The organism is Streptomyces sp. NPDC090106 (assembly GCF_044747265.1).
GTDB lineage: Bacteria > Actinomycetota > Actinomycetes > Streptomycetales > Streptomycetaceae > Streptomyces.
In genome coordinates this window covers 400,273-415,786 of the sequence record NZ_JBIVDS010000007.1, presented here as the reverse complement: position 1 = coordinate 415,786, position 15,514 = coordinate 400,273, and the positions used below count along the sequence as shown (strand labels likewise).

Genomic DNA, 15,514 nt, shown 5'->3' with positions numbered 1-15,514 from the left:
CGCCCCCGCCCTCGCCACCCCCGTACCGGCCACCCACGTCACCCGCCGCCCCGTTACCGCCCGCCCCCATCCACCAGCACGAGCCCCTCACGCGCCGGTTCGAGCCGCAGCATGGGCCGTGGCGTCATGGCGACGACCAGCGCGGCGGCGGCCGTCGCGGCGAAGGCGGCCACGGGGAGCCCCGCCAGCGCCAGCAGCGCCCCGGGCAGGAGGAGCCGCTCGAACAGGTGCCGGTCGACGGCCTGCCGCAGCCGGGCCTCCTCGACGGCGGGCCGCACCCGTGCCGCCGACAGCACGGCGACCGCGAGAGTGAGCCCGGCGCAGAGGAACAGCAGGAAACCGGCGGCCGATCCCCGCCCGGTCGACCACGGCGACAGCGCGGCGACGGCGTACGTGGCCGCCGACAGCACTCCGAGCGCGCGCACCGCGCTCGCGACGCCATGGCGGACCGGGAACGTACGGCACCCCGCCCGGCGGTCGTTGGGGCAGTCGTGGACGGCGAGGAGGAGGTTGCCGAACGCCCCCTGGAGTCCCAGCGCGAGGGCCGGCGCGACGAGCCCGGCGGGCGGCCAGGGTGCCGTCAGGCAGGCGCCGGCGAGGAGCGCGCAGGACCAGCCCGCGAAGCCGCTGGCCAGGTCGCCCCAGAGACCGCGGTCCTTCAGCCGGCGGCCGTACGCGTAGTAGGCGGCGGCGCCGAGAGCCACGAACAGCAGAGCGCGGACGTTCAGCAGGGAGGCCAGGACGACCGCGACGACGGCGGCGAGCGCGGCGGCCGTCTTGGCGGCACGCGGGGACAGCCGTCCGGAGGGAATGGGCCGGTCGGGCTTGGTCGCGAGGTCCTCGGCGCGGGTGAGGTGGTCGGCGGCGTACAGAGCGCTCGCGCAGGCCGCGGCGGCGCTCACCGCCGCCGTCGCCACGGCGAGCGGGGCGGGGTCCGGAGCGCCGAGGGCCGCACCCGAGGCGCCGACCAGCGCCACGACGACGAGGTCGTAGGGGCGCAGGGTCTCCACATGGCCGGACAGGCGTGGCCACTTGGGGCGGGCACCGGCACAGGACGCGTGGGGGGCCGTCACCGCTGCCCGCCCCCCGGGGCCGTGACGGGGCCGTCGCCGGTTCCGGTGACGACCCCGATCAGGTGGCGCAGGGTCCGGGTGTGCGGGCCGGGCGGAATGCCGTCGAGGGCCGCGTGGCAGTGCAGCGCGTACTCCTGGGCGATGATGTGGGCCTCCTTCAACGCGCCTGTCTCCTCCAGCAGTTCGGTCAGTTCATCCTGACGGTCCGGCCGGCCGTCCGCGAGCAGGCCCGCCAGCCGATCGCGCTCCTCCGGGCCGCCGAGGACGCCGGCGAGGAGCAGTGGCAGGCTGGGGCGGGCGTTGCGCAGGTCGCTGTCGTCGGGCTTGCCCTCGTGTGCGGCGGTGGAGGTGTAGGGCAGCAGGTCGTCCCGGATCTGGAAGGCGATCCCCAGCGCCTGACCGTAGTCGGCGAGCGCGCGGGCCTGGGCGTCGTCGCCGCCGCCGAGCAGGGCTCCGATCTCGCACGCGGCCCGCAGCAGCGGTGCCGTCTTGAGCCGGACCATCTCCGTGTAGTCCGCCAACGCCGTTTCGGGGCAGGTGATTCGGGCGACGGACGTCCAGGTGAGTTCGCGGGTCACGCCCTCGGCGAGGTCCCGGCCGGCGGTGGCGAGCACACCGATCGCCCGCCGGACCGCGGACACGGGGACGCCGCGCTCGGCGCACCGCGCGACCTGCTCGAAGGCGGCGCACAGCAGCCCGTCGCCGGCCAGGAGGGCGAGCGGCGCGCCGAAGCGCCGGTGCGCGGACTGGCGTCCGCGGCGGATGTCGTCGCCGTCGAGGATGTCGTCGTGCAACAGGCTGCACACGTGCAGCAGTTCCATGCCGACCGCGGCGGGCAGCACCCGCTCGGGGCTTGCGCCGACGGCGCGGGCCGACTCCAGCAGGAGGACCGGCCGGGTGAGTTTGCCCGGGGAGGCGAGGGCCCACGCGCCCACCTCGGTCAGCGGATCGCCGCCGCGCTCGGCCAGCCACTCCTTCAGAGCCCGGTGGACCGCGGCGGTCGCGTCGCCGCCACTCTGGAGGGGTCCGGCCCCCTGACCGGAAGCCGTACCGAACCGCTGCTCGTCGTCGCCCCTGCTCACCAGTCCGTCATCCGTTCACGCGAAGATCATTGAGGTTCGCGCGGAGAACGACAGGGCGCGGTCGCGGTCACACCCGCAGCGCCGGGAACACGGGACATCACTCCTTCGCAGCACCCGGCGCGCCCTCGCACCCGGGCGCGAGGGGGCGGTCCGCCAGGTGTCCGGTCGAGGCCGAAAACCTGCCCGGTCCGTACCAATTCTCCTGACTGGAATGGTCAATTCAAGCCGTTGCTTTGATGCTCCCATGACAATCCTGTGCACCGAGTGCCACTCTTCTGCGGAAGTTCACCGTTCGTTGACATGTTCACCACGCGGTGCGACCGCGTTTCCCCCACCCCCCACCTCCTTCCACCCGCATGCCGTGCAGCGCTCCGGACCGGCATACCCCGCCGCTCCGTCTCGTCCACGGCCCCCACCACGGGCCGATCAGCCGTATCGAAGGAGCATTTCGTTGTCCATGCGACACCGCGCCCTGAACCGGCGCAGACACTCGACCGCCGTCGCCCTCACGGCCGTCGGTTCACTCCTCGCCCTGGCGGCCCCCGGACTGGCCGCCGCGGCTCCGGCGGACCCGGGCCCCACACACATATCCGCCACCCCCAGGGCGGGCGCCGCGCAGGCCTCCCTCACCCCCGCCCGCCGTACCGCCCTGATCAAGAGCGCCCAGTCCGCGGCGGCCGGCACCGCCCAGCGGATCGGCCTCGGCGCCAAGGAGAAGCTCGTCGTCAAGGACGTCCTCAAGGACGCCGACGGCACCACGCACACCCGCTACGAGCGCACCTACGCCGGGCTTCCCGTCCTCGGCGGCGACCTCGTCGTCCACGACAAGAGCGGCCGTACGACGGTCACCGAGGCGAACTCGGCCGATCTGGCGCTGCCGACCCTCAGCCCGAAGATCACCGCCGCCGCGGCGGCCGGGAAGGCGCTCGGCGCCTCGAAGAAGGCCGAGGTCGAGGGTTCCGAGACGGAGCAGGCGCCGCGGCTCGTGGTGTGGGCCGGCAGCGGGAAGCCCGTCCTGGCGTGGGAGACCCTCGTCGAGGGCGTCCAGCAGGACGGCACCCCCAGCGAGCTCCGGGTCGTCAGCGACGCGGCGAGCGGCAAGCAGCTCCTGGCCGCCGAGCAGGTGCACACCGGGTCGGGCACGGGCCAGTACGCGGGTCAGGTCGAGGTCGGCAGCACCCTGACCGGATCGGCGTACCAGCTCGTCGACCCCGACCGCGCCGGGCAGAAGACGTACGACCTCAACCAGGGCACCTCGGGGACCGGCACGCTCTTCACGGACGACAACGATGTCTGGGGCGACGGCACCCCGTCGAACCGGCAGACCGCGGGTGTCGACGTGGCGTTCGGCGCGGCGGCGACCTGGGACTACTACAAGGAGAAGTACGGGCGCAACGGCATCCGCAACGACGGTGTCGCCGCCTACAGCCGCGCCCACTACGGCAACAACTACGTCAACGCGTTCTGGCAGGACTCCTGCTTCTGCATGACGTACGGCGACGGCTCCGGGAACACGCACCCGCTCACAGCGCTCGACGTGGCCGCCCACGAGATGAGCCACGGTGTCACCGCCGCCACCGCGGGCCTGGTGTACTCCGGTGAGTCCGGCGGCCTCAACGAGGCCACCTCCGACATCTTCGCCGCCGCCGTCGAGTTCTACGAGGACCTCCCGGCCGATCCCGGTGACTACCTCGTCGGCGAGAAGATCGACATCAACGGCAACGGCACACCGCTGCGTTACATGGACAAGCCCTCCAAGGACGGTGCGTCCCGCGACAGTTGGAGCTCGACGCTCGGCAGCATCGACGTCCACTACTCCTCCGGTCCGGCGAACCACTTCTTCTACCTGCTCTCCGAGGGCAGCGGCGCCAAGACCGTCAACGGCGTGGCCTACGACAGCCCGACGTCCGACGGGCAGCCCGTCACCGGCATCGGCATCGAGAACGCCGCCGCGATCTGGTACCGCGCGCTGACGACGTACATGACGTCGACGACCAACTACGCGGGTGCCCGGACGGCCACCCTCTCGGCGGCGTCCGACCTGTTCGGCGCGTACAGCCCGACGTACCTCGCCGTCGCCGACGCCTGGGCCGGGATCAACGTGGGCAGCCGGATCGCCCTCGGAGTGAACCTCGCCCCGGTCGCCGACCAGATCAGCGGCGTGAACCAGGACGTCAGCCTCCAGCTGGACGCCTACACCACCAACTCCGGGTCCGCCCTCACCTACGAGGCGACCGGGCTGCCCGACGGTCTGAGCATCGGCGCCGGCGGCCTGATCAGCGGCACCCCCACCACCCTCGGCAGCAGTGACGTCACCGTCACGGTCACCGACGGCACGGGGGCGACGGCCACGGACAGCTTCACCTGGCAGATCGCGTACGTGTACGCCAACTCGACCCGGGTGGACATCCCCGACAACGGGGCGGCGGTGGAGTCGCCGGTCACCATCTCCGGCCGTGACGGCAACGCCTCCGCGACCACCTCGGTCTACGTCAACATCGTCCACACCTACCGCGGTGACCTGACCGTCGACCTCGTCGGCCCGAACGGCACCGTCTACTCCCTGCTCAACCGCAGCGGCGGCTCCGCGGACAACGTCGACCAGACCTTCACGGTCAACGCCTCCGCCCAGCCGCTCAACGGCACCTGGAAGCTGCGCGTGCAGGACCGGGCGTCCATCGACGTCGGGTACATCGCGCGCTGGACGCTGTCCCCGTGACGGTCTGACCCACCCCGCGCACCGTGCCGCCGCCCGGAGGGCCAGTGACCTCCGGGCGGCGGTCGGGCCTATCACACCGCCCGGGACATCGTCCGCGCACCGGGAGCGACACGGCGCGGTTCACCCCATCAGGTATTGATCCTCTCCAGAATGTTTCCGCCGCCCGAGCGCGGGGAGATAGCTCGCGGGTCGCGCCGATAGGGACGCGACCGAAGAGACAAAGGGCTTGAAGAACATGGCGCAGGGCAGTGTGAAGTGGTTCAACGCGGAGAAGGGCTTCGGCTTCATCGAGCAGGACGGTGGCGGTCCTGACGTCTTCGTGCACTACTCGGAGATCCAGAGCAACGGGTACCGGAGCCTGGACGAGGGCCAGCGCGTCGAGTTCGAGGTCGGCCAGGGCAACAAGGGCCCGCAGGCCCAGCAGGTCCGCGCGGTCTGATCTCGCGCCCGCGCGGCACCCGACTTCACGACGGGAGGCCCGGACCGTACGGTCCGGGCCTCCCGTCGTGCCTGTCAGCCCTGGCGGGCCTTGAAACGCGGGTCCTTCTTGTTGATCACGAAGGTCACCCCGCGCCGGCGCACCACCTGGGCGCCGGGCCTGGCCTTGAGCGAGCGCAGCGAGTTGCGCACCTTCATCGCGGTCTCCTTGTTCTCCTCCGCGTCAGCGGCGGACGCCTGCGGTACGGCCGTAGCGGCGCTCGAAGCGCTCGACCCGGCCCTCCGTGTCCAGCACCCGCGAGGTGCCGGTGTAGAACGGGTGGCTCGCCGACGAGATGTCCACGTCGACGACGGGGTAGGTGACGCCGTCCTCCCGCACGACGGTGTCGTGGGTGTCGGCGGTGGAGTGGGTCAGCAGTTCGAATCCTGCCGCACGGTCACGGAAGACGACGGGGCGGGAGACGGGGTGGATGCCGGTCTTCATGGGTGGTGCCTCCTTCTGGTGCCTCGGCCGGCGGACGGCCGAGGCGGGTGTCAGCGCTCTTCGCGGAACAGGACGTGCCGCGCCGCCACCGGGTCGTACTTGCGCAGGACCAGCCGGTCGGGGTCGTTCAGCCGGCTCTTGCGCGTCACGTAGGTGACGCCGGTCCCGGCGGTCGACCTGAGCTTGACGACGGGCCGCGAGGTGCTGCGTGCCATGGGGTACTCCTTCCGCCACCACCGAGTTCTTTGACTCGGTCATGTCATGCACCCGGTGTAACGCGACCCCCCGCCCCCGCATTCCCGCCCCCGTGTGTCGGTCTTCCCGGGCGACGCGCCGGCGTCCCGGCCGTGGCCCGGGCGGCGGAGGAACGGGCGCCGGAGCCGTGGCAGGCCCCGGCGCGTTCCTGGCTCCGCTGGCCGCGGGGCGGGCTCACGCCACCTGTCCTCCGTGGAGGGCCGTGTAGGCGCCGCCCCGGTTCAGGAGCTCCTCGTGGGTGCCGATCTCGCGGATGCGGCCGTGCTCCATGACCACGATGCGGTCGGCGCCGCGGACGGTGGACAGACGGTGGGCGACCACGAAGGTCGTGCGACCGCGCAGCAGACGGGCCAGGGCCTGCTGGACGAGCGCCTCGGAGCGGGTGTCCAGGGCGGAGGTGGCCTCGTCCAGGACGAGGACCCTCGGGTCGCGGATCAGCGCCCGGGCGATGGCCAGGCGCTGGCGCTGGCCGCCGGAGAGCCGGGCGCCCCGCTCGCCGACCACGGTGTCGAGGCCGTGCGGCAGCTGGTCGACGAACTCCAGGGCGTTGGCGTCGCGCAGCGCGGCGCGCACCGTCTCCTCGTCGGCCTCGTCCTCCATGCCGTAGGCGACGTTCTCGCGGACCGTGCCGTCGAAGAGGATGGACTCCTGGGGGACGACCGAGACGAACCGCCGGTAGGTGCGCAGGTCCAGCTCGCTCATGTCGGCCCCGTCCAGGCACAGCCGGCCGCCGGTGGGCCGGATGAAGCCGATGACGAGGTTGAGGACGGTGGACTTGCCCGCGCCGGAGGCGCCCACCAGGGCGATGGTCTCGCCGGGGGCGACGTCGAGATCGAACTCCGCGACCGCCGGCCGGCCGCCGTCGTCGTCGTAGCCGAAGCCGACCCGCTCGAAGGTGACCGCGCCGCGGACGCCGGTCACCTCGCGCCGGCCCTCGTTCTCCTCCAGCTCGGGCTCCTGGAGGACCTCGCCGACCGAACGCACCGACTCCAGGCCCTTGGTGATGACGGGGGCCAGGCTCGTCAGGGTCGTCGTGGAGTTGGTGAGGGTGGTGAGGAAGGCGCTGAGCATGACGACATCACCGGCGCTGACGCCCCAGGCGCCGTAGTACGACACGAGGGCCGCGGCGGTGAGGACGGCGACGCCGATGACGTTCAGGACGACCCAGGCCAGTGAGCCGAAGCGGCCGTTGACCAGGTCCAGGCGCAGCCCCGAGGTAAGCAGGCGGCTGAGGGTGCCGTCCATGCGGCGCAGGGCCTTGCCCTCCAGACCGTGGGCGCGGGTGACCGGGATGAGCCGGGTCATCTCGGTGACCTTCGAGGACAGCGTCTCGACCTCGTGGCGGAAGTGCTCGTTGTGGCTGCGCAGCCGCGAGCGGAGCCGGGCCACGAGCAGGGTCGCCGCCGGGACGACGACGAGGAAGACGGGCAGGAACTGGGGGGTGCGGAAGCCGATGATGACCAGTCCGCCGGTGAGCACGGTCAGCGCGCCCAGGCCCTGCTCGGCGGTCTGCTGGACCATCTGCTCGACGGTCTCGACGTCCCGGACGACCTTGGCCTGGAGGACACCGGCACTGACCCGGGAGTGGTAGCCGATGGACAGTTGCTGCATGCGTGTGCAGAGCGCGGAGCGCAGTGTGGTGCCCATGCGGCGGACGCTGCCGTACAGGAGCCGGACGTAGAGCACGTGCAGCGGGTAATTGACCAGGAGGATCACCATGATCACCGTGACGGCGGTCCAGAGGTCGGAGATCGGTCCGTGCTGGACGACGGTATCCACGACGGACGCGGTGATGAGCGGCAGCAGCCAGATGGGGCTGTGTTTGACGGTGAACACGGCCACCGCCGCCAGGAGCTGGCGGCGGTCCGCGCGGAGCAGATAGGCGAGTGTCCGCACCGGGTGCTCACCCCGGTAGCGGTGGTCGAGCGGCCTTTCCTGCGTCGACGCCATCGGCGTTGATCCTCCCCTGTCCCCTGTCCTGGGTACCCCGCACGGCTGAGGGCGACCGGCCCGGCCACCCCCTCTAGCAACCGCTTTCTATACGTCTGCGTCACGCTACACCGGAAGACCCGGGCAGATCATCCGGCAGTCGTTCCTACCCAGCGGCGGTAGGTGTCCATGTCGACGTTGCCGCCGCAGACGACGGTGACGACGTGCCGCCCGGCGAAGCGCTCGCGGTCCTCCAGGACCGCCGCGACGCCGAGCGCGGCCGAGGGTTCCACGACGAGCCCGGCATGGTCGAGGAGCAACCGCATTCCGGCGACGATCGACTCCTCCCGGACCAGCACGGCGTCGTCGGCGACGAGCAGGAGGTCGTCCAGGACCTCCGGGATGGGGTACCGGCCGGCGACGCCGTCGGCGATCGTGTCCGTCGCGTCGGTCGTCACGACGCGCCGCTCGTGCCAGGAGCGGGTCATCGCGGGGGCGCCGAGCGGCTGGACGCAGATCACCTCCGTCCGCGGCGCCGCCTCCTTGAGCACATGCCCGATGCCGGTGGCGAGCGCGCCGCCGCCGAGGGCGATCAGGACGGCGTCGAACGGGGCCGCGGAGCCGAGCAGTTCGAGTCCGACGGTCGCCGCGCCCTCGCAGGTCTCCAGGTCCAGGCTGTCCTCGACCAGGCGGACGCCGTCGCGGCGGGCGAGGGCCGCGGCCCGCTCGCGCGCCGACTCGTGGTCCCCGTCGACTAGTTCGAGCTTCGCCCCCAACGCACGAATGCGGTCCAGCTTGGCCGCCGTCGCGGAGCGGGACGCCACGACCGTGACGTCCAGGCCCCGGGCCCGCCCGGACCAGGCGAGGGCCTGGCCGAGGTTGCCCGCGCTGGCGCAGACCACGGCTCGCGGGCCGTGCGCGGCGAGGGCGGTCGCGACGACCTCGGTGCCGCGCGCCTTGAAACTGCGGACGGGGTTGGCCGTTTCGAGCTTGACGCTCACCGCGCAGCCCAGGTGGGGCTCCAGCGCCTCGCAGCGGTAGAGCGGGGTGTCGAGGAACACCGGGTCGATCACCCGGCGGGCCGCCCGGATGCGAGCGGTGTCCAGACGGGTTCGCTGCATGGCAGGGGAGCGTAGTCAGGGCCGGGGCATCGCGGCGAGGGGATTATGTGTCCGCTGTGTCCCCGCGCACCTTCTGCCGGATGCGGGTGTCGCGGTCGTGCTCGTGGTGTTCCAGCATGCGCAGCCGGGCCGCCTCGGGGTCCTGGGCGCGGATCGCCTCGGTGATCGCCCGGTGCTGGGCGAGCGCCGCGTCGAAGGTGTTCTCCACCGTGCGGGTCCGCCACGGCGCGCTCGTCTTCACCTGGGCGTCGACGGTGTGCAGCAGGGACGAGACGGTGGTGTTGTGCGCGGCCGAACGGACCGTGTCGTGCCACTGGTTGAGGTCTCGCCGGATCTCCTCGGCGTCCGTCGCGGTGCCGGCCCGCTCGATGACGGCGTCCAGCTTGGCCAGGTCGACGGGGCTGCGCCTCAGCGCCGCCGCCGAGGCGAGCAGGGCGTCCAGCACGGCACGCAGCTCGAAGAGTTCGAGCATCTCCTCGTCCGTGCGCAGGCGTACGGCGAAGCCGCGCCGGGTGCCCACGAGGAGTCCGTCGCGCTCCAGCAGGGCCAGGGCCTCGCGGACCGGGGTGCGGGACACCTCGAACTCCTCGCTCAGGGCGAGCGGGACGAGAGAGGTGTCCTGGGGATAACTCCCTGAGGTGAGGCGGTGCTTGAGCTCGTCGTAGATCGTGTCCCGGGTGCTCTTCATCCGTCGTTCCCGCTCTCCGGGCCGACCGTCACGGGGAGGGTGGGGTCGGCGCGCCATTCCGTGAGCGAGCCGTCGTAGAGGAGCACGTCGTCGATGCCGATCTCGTGCAGGGCGAGGGCGAGGCCCGCCGCGTTGATCGCTCCGCCGCAGTAGAGGACCGTACCGTCTCCGGGCCGGACGCCGTGGGCGCGGGCGAGGTCCGCGGAGCGTTCGGCGCGCAGGGTGTTGTCCGGGCCGAGGAAGTCGGCGTACGGCAGGCTGCCGGTGCGGGGGATGTGGCCGGAGCGGGGTCTGGCGGGGTCGCCGAGGTACTCGGTGCGGCGCAGCGCGCACACCGCCGGGGTGGGGTCGGCGCCGCTCGCGATGCGTTTCATCCGCTCCAGGTCCACGAAACCCTCGCGGGCGGGGCGGTCGACGACGTCGCCCCGCGCGGGGGCGGGTTCGCGGCCGTCGGTGACGGGCAGTCCGGCGGCCTCCCAGGCGGTGAGGCCGCCGTTGAGGACGTGGACGCGGGTGATCCCGGCCGTGCGCAGCACCCACCAGACCCGGGCGGCCCAGGCGCCGCTGAGCCGGTCGTAGACGACGACGGTGGAGTCCTCGCGCACGCCGAGGTCGCGGGCGTACGCGGCGACGCGGGACGGGGGCGGGCAGGTGAAGGGGTGGGGTGCCGCCGGGTCGGAGAAGCCGGTGAGGAGGTCGGCGAAGTGGGCGCCGGGGAGGCGGCGTTCGGTGTGCAGGCCGAGTCCGCCGACGAAGACGGCGGAGCCGTCGGGGCCGGTGCGCCGGTCGACGGTGGCGTCGAGGACGAGGACGTCGCCGTGCCGTTCGCGGAGCCAGGCGGGGTCGACGAGGACGTGCGGTGCCGGGGTCACGGCCGCTCTCCCGTCGCCGGTGCGGCCCGGTTGCGCCACTCGCCGCGTTCCGGCCGGGCCAGGCCCAGGTTCTCGCGGAGGGTGGCGCCCGCGGGTCCGGTGCGCACGAGGCCGCGGCGGCGCAGTTCGGGGACGACGTGGGCGGCGAACTCCTCGAAGGCGGCGGGGACATGGGTGGCCTGGATCATGAAGCCGTCGGCCGCGCCGCTGTCCAGCCACAGTTCCATGGTGTCCGCGATGTCGGAGGCCGAGCCGATCATGTCGCCCTCGGTGCGCGCCCCGTACCAGCGGCCGATCTCGCGCACGCTGAGCTTCTCCCGTTCGGCGAACTCCACGACCTCCCGGTAGTGCCCCTCGACGCCGACCTCCTCCAGGGAGGGCAGCGGACCGTCGAGGTCGTATTGGGTGAGGTCCACGTTGACGTGGTACGCGAGCCGCGACAACCCGGCCTCGGGATGGACGAGTCGGGTGAACTCCTCGTGCTTGGCGAGCGCGTCGCGTACGTCGGTGCCCACGACGGTCGTCGCGGCGGGCAGGACCTTGAGCTGGTCGGGGTCGCGGCCGTGGGCGGCGGCGCGGGCCTTGACGTCGGCGTAGAAGGCGACGGCCGACTCCAGCGACTCGTGGCTGCAGAAGACGACGTCGGCCCAGCGGGCGGCGAAGTCCCGGCCCGCCGGTGAGGCACCCGCCTGGATGATCACCGGGTAGCCCTGGGGCGGGCGCGGCACGCTCAACGGACCGCGTACGGCGAAGTGTTCGCCGCGGTGGTCGACCGGGTCGACGGCCGCGGGGCGGCCGAAGACGCCGCTCTCCTTGTCGGCGACGATCGCGTCGTCCGCCCAGCTGTCCCAGAGTTGGGCGGTGACCTGGAGGAACTCCTCGGCGCGGGCGTAGCGTTCGCGGCGCTCGGGCAGCCTTTCCTGCCCGAAGTTCTGCGCCTCGGCGTCCTGGAAGCTGGTGACGACGTTCCACCCGGCGCGTCCGCCGAGGAGGTGGTCGAGGGTGGCCATGCCGCGCGCCACGTGGAAGGGCTCCTGGTAGCCCGTCGAGATGGTGGCGGCGACGCCGAGGTGGCGGGTCGCGGCGGCCATCAGCGTGATGACGGGCACCGGGTCCAGACGCGGGGTGCCGGTGCCCCAGGTGACGGCGGGGTCGAAGGAGCCGCCGAGGCTGCGGGGCACGGCGAGGGAGTCCGGCACGAAGGCGAGGTCGAATCCGGCGTCCTCCAGGACCCGGGCGATGTGGGTGTAGTGGGCGGCGGTCAGGAAGCCGTCACCGGCGTCGGGGTGGCGCCAGCCGACGGTGCCCTGCGGTCCCGCGTTGAGGAAGGCGGCGAGATGCATCCGGGGCCGGTCGGCCGGGTCGGGGGTGGTGCTCAAGGGGTGCTCCAGGGTTCGCGGCGGCCGTCAGCGGCCGAGCAGGGACAGCTCGTCGAGCAGCGCGACGGCGAAGGAACCGGTTCCGGTGGTCCGGGCGCCGGCCCGCTCGGCGGCGGTCGCGAAGGCGACGTGGGCGACGGCGGTGGCGGTGAGCGCGTCGGGGACGACCGCGAGGGCGCCCGCGATGAGCGCGCCGAGGCTGCATCCCGCCCCGGTGACCTGGGTGAGGCGGACGTCGCCGCCGGGCACGGCGACGGTGCGGGTGCCGTCGGTCAGGTAGTCGGTGGGGCCGCTGACCGCGACCACGGCGCCGGTCCTGCGGGCGAGTTCCTCGACGGCGCCGACCGCGTCCGCGGAGGACAGGGTCGTCTCGACGCCCTTGCCGGTGCTGTCGCCGCCGGCGAGGGAGACGAGTTCGCTGGCGTTGCCTCGGATCACCGTGGGCCGGTGGTCGAGGAGTTCCCTGACGAACCCGTCGTACTCGGTGGCGCCGGCGCCGGCCGCGACGGGGTCCAGGACCCACGGGGTGCCGGCCCGGTGCGCGGTGCGTGCCGCGTCGCGGACGGGTTCGGCCGGGTTGCTGATCAGCGCGGCCGTGTTGATCCAGACGGCTCCGGCGCCGGCCGGGAAGACGGTGGGGAAGTCGGCGGCGGCACCGATGGCGGGCCCGGCGCCGACCGCGAGGAGCACGTTGGCGCTCAGGTTGGCGGCGACGTAGTTGGTCAGTCCGTAGACGAACGGCGATCCGGACCGGATCGCGGCGAAGCCGTCGGCCATCGCGGGGCTGTCCCAGGTGAGTTCTTCCATGGCGGGGTGTCTCCGGAGGCTCGGACGCGAGGGGTGCGCATACGGGTGCGGGGCTCGCGTGTAGTGGTGCGGGGGCTCGCGTGGGGTGGTTCGGATGCTCGGGTGCGAGGAGAACGGGCCGATGGCTCCGTCTGCATGCAACTGTATGCATCTGATGCGACGGCTCCGCGGTTCGGAGGCCGCATTTCACGGAGCTGCAATGTTCACGGCCGGACGGCCCCCGGAGGAACCCCGCGCGCGGGGCCCGGTCAGGCTTCCTCTCGGCCCAGGACGTACAGGTGGGGGAGGTTGACGACGATCGCCTCCTGGGTGCTGCGGGCGATGACGACCACGGCCTCCTCGGAGGGGTCCGGGTTCTCCTCGCGGTGCGGCACGAACGGCGGGACGAAGATGTAGTCGCCGGGGGACGTGCGCACGCGGATCTCGGTCGGGGTGCCGTCGGGGTCGCCGAAGTCGTCCAGGAAGACGAACTCGGGGTGCCCGCTGACGACATGGATGGCGGTCTCGGACTCGCCGTGGTGATGGTCGGAGGAGGCGGTGGAGGGGGCGACGTGCGTCTGGCCCATCCACAGCTTCTCGGAGCCGACGGTCGTGCCGCTGATCGCGGCGAACCGGCGCATGCCGCCGGACTGGGCGGTGTCGCCGTCGAGTGCGTCGGCGCGGATGTGGTGCAGCCGGGCGCGCAGAGGCGTCGTCGGCCGGTCCGTGCCGTCGCCGAGATGGGGGTGGAAACCTTCACCGGGGGTGGTCAGCGGCTCGCTCATGACCGGGACGCTAAGGCGGGCCGAAAAAGGATGTCAAGAGGTGTCCATTGCGCTTCACCTGCGGCAATGTTCCCGCAATGAAGGAGGAGGAACTGCGGAAACCCTGGCCTGGGGGCGCTGTTCGGGCATCATGAGCGCATGCATATCTCCGCGAAGGCGGACTACGCCGCGCGGGCCCTGCTGGAGCTCGCCCGCGAACCCGACCGCCCGTTGACCTGCGAGGCCATCGCCTCCTCGCAGCAGATTCCGTTCCGTTTCCTGAAGTCCGTGGTGGGCGAGCTGCGCAGGGCCGGTCTGGTGCGCAGCCAGCGCGGCTGCGAGGGCGGCTACTGGCTCGGCCGGCCCGCCGACGAGATCACCCTGCTCGACGTCGCGCGGGCCGTGGACGGCGAGTTGCTCACCCTGCGGGGCGAGCCGCTGGACGGCCTCGACTACCCGGGCCCCGCGGGCGGTCTGCCCGGCGTGTGGCGGCGGATCGAGGCGGACGCCGCCGCCGTCCTCGGTGGCACGACGCTCACCGCGCTGCTGCCCGCGCAGGCGGACCGCAAGGGAGCGGCGTGACGGCCGGGGCCGTGGAGATCGTGGAGTACACGGACCCGCTCTGCCCCTGGTCGTGGGGTGCGGAACCGGTCCTGCGGGCGCTGCGCGCGGCGGTCGCGGGCCGGGTCCGCTGGCGGCGCGTGCACGGCGTCCTCTTCGACGACACCGACGATCCGGCACCGGACGCCGCCGCCGAGACCGCCTGGTACGCCCGCTACGTGCGGGACATCACCGGCCACACCCACGCGCCGATGGCCTCGGCGCTGAGCCGTGTCGCCGCGAGTTCGTGGCCCGCGTCGCTGGTCGCGAAGGCCGCCGAACGGCAGGGCACCGAGGTCGGCGAGCGGGTGCTGCGCCGGTTGCGGGAGACGGTCTTCGTCCTCGGCGAGCCCGCCGACACGACCGCGCTCGCGCTGGCGGCGGCCCGCGGCGTGCCGGGCCTGGACGCGGAGCGACTGGCGGCGGACGCCGCGTCGGCGGACGTACGGGACCTGGTGCGGGCCGATCACGCCGAGGCCCGTCGGCCGGTGCCCGAGGTGCTGTCCGTGCCCCCGGGCGACTCCCCGCATCCCGGTGCCGCCAAGGAGACGCCCGAGGGCGGGCACCGGTACGCGCTGCCGACGCTGCTCGTGCGCTCCCCCGCCGGGGTCCGGGCGGTGCCGGGCTGGCGGACCTACGAGGAGTACGTCACCGTGATCGGCGCCGTGCTGCCGGGTCTTCCCCCGGCGCCGGTCCGGACGGAGGCGGCGGAGGCGCTGGGGCTGCACCGCAGCCTCACCGAGCCCGAGCGGCGGCTGCTCGCGCACGGCGTGTGGCCCCCTTCCGGAGCCGTGCGGGTGGAGACGGGGAACGGGCCCCTGTGGCTGTCCGCCGAGGAGGCCGTGACGCATCCGGCCGTGCGGTCCGGGTCACCCACCGCACCGTGACAGGGCTCTGAGCAGCGGTCACGGACCGTCCCGCCGAATGAGACACCTTTTGGTGTCCATTGACAGCCGCCGATGAGCGGCCCCAGGATGTTCACCATGCTCACGACGCACCCCGGTGTGGTGTGCCGCTACGTGGACCTGCGGCGCACCTGTAGCGCTCTCTGTCGCTGACCGCCCGCCACCCGCGGCCCACAGGCGCCTGACCGCGCCCGCCACGGCCGGCCTCATGCCGCCCGGCGGCGCCGCGTCCCCCCAAGGTCGCGCCCCCTCCCTCCTCGCGCCCCGGCGCCTGCTCCTCCCCCGCCTTCCGGCCCACCGCACCCCTGTGCCGACGCCCCATGCCCCGGGTCCGGCATGCCTCCGCACGCAACGTGGCGCGCGGGCATGCCCGTCCCGCCATGCCCCACGGCCGTCGCCGCGTCCGCCGCCCCCGTGCC

16 protein-coding genes are annotated in these 15,514 nt (G+C 73.1%); 4 read left to right on the top strand and 12 right to left on the bottom strand.

Features of this window, described 5'->3' with window-relative positions; genetic code table 11:
- Nucleotides 1-53: 53 nt before the first annotated feature.
- Nucleotides 54-1,073, bottom strand: coding sequence for a UbiA family prenyltransferase (locus tag ACIPSE_RS24480; protein ID WP_401665737.1), 1,020 nt, complete (start codon nt 1,071-1,073; stop codon nt 54-56).
- The gene (locus tag ACIPSE_RS24475) at nt 1,070-2,155 is read right to left on the bottom strand and encodes a polyprenyl synthetase family protein (RefSeq protein WP_401665734.1); all 1,086 of its coding nucleotides are present in this window, start codon (nt 2,153-2,155) and stop codon (nt 1,070-1,072) included. Before ACIPSE_RS24475 ends, ACIPSE_RS24480 begins: the two co-directional genes overlap by 4 nt.
- 457 nt (nt 2,156-2,612) lie before the next feature.
- On the opposite strand from ACIPSE_RS24475, the gene ACIPSE_RS24470 reads away from it, so the two are divergent.
- Entirely contained in the window at nt 2,613-4,874 is a 2,262-nt protein-coding gene (locus ACIPSE_RS24470) for a M4 family metallopeptidase (RefSeq protein WP_401665732.1), read from the top strand.
- A 235-nt stretch (nt 4,875-5,109) separates the two neighbouring features.
- Complete coding sequence (locus ACIPSE_RS24465; RefSeq protein ID WP_401665730.1) at nt 5,110-5,313, top strand: cold-shock protein; 204 nt, start codon at nt 5,110-5,112, stop codon at nt 5,311-5,313.
- Between the two features lie 74 nt (nt 5,314-5,387).
- Here ACIPSE_RS24465 and ykgO read toward each other — a convergent pair whose 3' ends face one another.
- The 10 genes from ykgO to ACIPSE_RS24415 all read right to left on the bottom strand — a co-directional run bounded on the left by ykgO (nt 5,388) and on the right by ACIPSE_RS24415 (nt 13,611).
- Nucleotides 5,388-5,510 carry a type B 50S ribosomal protein L36 gene (gene ykgO / locus ACIPSE_RS24460; protein ID WP_125191140.1) on the bottom strand — a complete coding sequence of 41 codons (123 nt, stop codon included), beginning with the start codon at nt 5,508-5,510 and terminating at the stop codon, nt 5,388-5,390.
- Nucleotides 5,511-5,535: 25 nt separating this feature from the next.
- A complete protein-coding gene (locus ACIPSE_RS24455; RefSeq protein WP_401665727.1) occupies nt 5,536-5,796 on the bottom strand; it encodes a type B 50S ribosomal protein L31 in 261 nt (86 codons plus the stop codon).
- A gap of 50 nt (nt 5,797-5,846) precedes the next feature.
- Entirely contained in the window at nt 5,847-6,011 is a 165-nt protein-coding gene (gene rpmG / locus ACIPSE_RS24450; RefSeq protein WP_401665724.1) for a 50S ribosomal protein L33, read from the bottom strand.
- A gap of 214 nt (nt 6,012-6,225) precedes the next feature.
- Nucleotides 6,226-8,001 (bottom strand): ABC transporter ATP-binding protein, encoded by a 1,776-nt coding sequence (locus tag ACIPSE_RS24445; RefSeq protein WP_401665721.1) that lies wholly within the window; start codon nt 7,999-8,001, stop codon nt 6,226-6,228.
- 128 nt (nt 8,002-8,129) lie between these two features.
- Nucleotides 8,130-9,101, bottom strand: a complete 972-nt coding sequence (locus tag ACIPSE_RS24440) for a threonine/serine dehydratase (RefSeq protein WP_401665719.1) — start codon at nt 9,099-9,101, stop codon at nt 8,130-8,132.
- A 43-nt stretch (nt 9,102-9,144) separates the two neighbouring features.
- The gene (locus ACIPSE_RS24435; protein WP_401665716.1) at nt 9,145-9,789 is read right to left on the bottom strand and encodes a GntR family transcriptional regulator; all 645 of its coding nucleotides are present in this window, start codon (nt 9,787-9,789) and stop codon (nt 9,145-9,147) included.
- Nucleotides 9,786-10,661: a sulfurtransferase gene (locus ACIPSE_RS24430; RefSeq protein ID WP_401665713.1), complete on the bottom strand. Its 876-nt coding sequence runs from the start codon at nt 10,659-10,661 to the stop codon at nt 9,786-9,788. The genes ACIPSE_RS24435 and ACIPSE_RS24430 overlap by 4 nt, the downstream gene beginning before the upstream one ends.
- Nucleotides 10,658-12,040 (bottom strand): LLM class flavin-dependent oxidoreductase, encoded by a 1,383-nt coding sequence (locus tag ACIPSE_RS24425; RefSeq protein ID WP_401665710.1) that lies wholly within the window; start codon nt 12,038-12,040, stop codon nt 10,658-10,660. Before ACIPSE_RS24425 ends, ACIPSE_RS24430 begins: the two co-directional genes overlap by 4 nt.
- A gap of 27 nt (nt 12,041-12,067) precedes the next feature.
- Complete coding sequence (locus ACIPSE_RS24420) at nt 12,068-12,847, bottom strand: hydroxyethylthiazole kinase (protein WP_401665707.1); 780 nt, start codon at nt 12,845-12,847, stop codon at nt 12,068-12,070.
- 248 nt (nt 12,848-13,095) lie between these two features.
- A complete protein-coding gene (locus tag ACIPSE_RS24415; protein WP_401665704.1) occupies nt 13,096-13,611 on the bottom strand; it encodes a cupin domain-containing protein in 516 nt (171 codons plus the stop codon).
- 138 nt (nt 13,612-13,749) lie between these two features.
- Here ACIPSE_RS24415 and ACIPSE_RS24410 point away from each other — a divergent pair, with 138 nt between their 5' ends.
- Together ACIPSE_RS24410 and ACIPSE_RS24405 are read left to right on the top strand one after the other, a co-directional pair.
- Nucleotides 13,750-14,172 carry an RrF2 family transcriptional regulator gene (locus ACIPSE_RS24410; RefSeq protein WP_401665702.1) on the top strand — a complete coding sequence of 141 codons (423 nt, stop codon included), beginning with the start codon at nt 13,750-13,752 and terminating at the stop codon, nt 14,170-14,172.
- On the top strand, nt 14,169-15,077 hold the full coding sequence (locus tag ACIPSE_RS24405) for a DsbA family protein (RefSeq protein ID WP_401665699.1): 909 nt from the start codon (nt 14,169-14,171) through the stop codon (nt 15,075-15,077). Before ACIPSE_RS24410 ends, ACIPSE_RS24405 begins: the two co-directional genes overlap by 4 nt.
- Nucleotides 15,078-15,514: the final 437 nt, after the last annotated feature.

Bases quoted from the DNA above. Each gene is read 5' to 3' on its own strand.
- ACIPSE_RS24470 (WP_401665732.1), top strand. From the start codon at position 2,613: ATGCGACACCGCGCCCTGAACCGGCGCAGACACTCGACCGCCGTCGCC.
- ACIPSE_RS24465 (WP_401665730.1), top strand. From the start codon at position 5,110: ATGGCGCAGGGCAGTGTGAAGTGGTTCAACGCGGAGAAGGGCTTCGGC.
- ykgO (WP_125191140.1), bottom strand. From the start codon at position 5,510: ATGAAGGTGCGCAACTCGCTGCGCTCGCTCAAGGCCAGGCCCGGCGCC.
- ACIPSE_RS24455 (WP_401665727.1), bottom strand. From the start codon at position 5,796: ATGAAGACCGGCATCCACCCCGTCTCCCGCCCCGTCGTCTTCCGTGAC.
- rpmG (WP_401665724.1), bottom strand. From the start codon at position 6,011: ATGGCACGCAGCACCTCGCGGCCCGTCGTCAAGCTCAGGTCGACCGCC.
- ACIPSE_RS24445 (WP_401665721.1), bottom strand. From the start codon at position 8,001: ATGGCGTCGACGCAGGAAAGGCCGCTCGACCACCGCTACCGGGGTGAG.
- ACIPSE_RS24440 (WP_401665719.1), bottom strand. From the start codon at position 9,101: ATGCAGCGAACCCGTCTGGACACCGCTCGCATCCGGGCGGCCCGCCGG.
- ACIPSE_RS24435 (WP_401665716.1), bottom strand. From the start codon at position 9,789: ATGAAGAGCACCCGGGACACGATCTACGACGAGCTCAAGCACCGCCTC.
- ACIPSE_RS24420 (WP_401665707.1), bottom strand. From the start codon at position 12,847: ATGGAAGAACTCACCTGGGACAGCCCCGCGATGGCCGACGGCTTCGCC.
- ACIPSE_RS24415 (WP_401665704.1), bottom strand. From the start codon at position 13,611: ATGAGCGAGCCGCTGACCACCCCCGGTGAAGGTTTCCACCCCCATCTC.
- ACIPSE_RS24410 (WP_401665702.1), top strand. From the start codon at position 13,750: ATGCATATCTCCGCGAAGGCGGACTACGCCGCGCGGGCCCTGCTGGAG.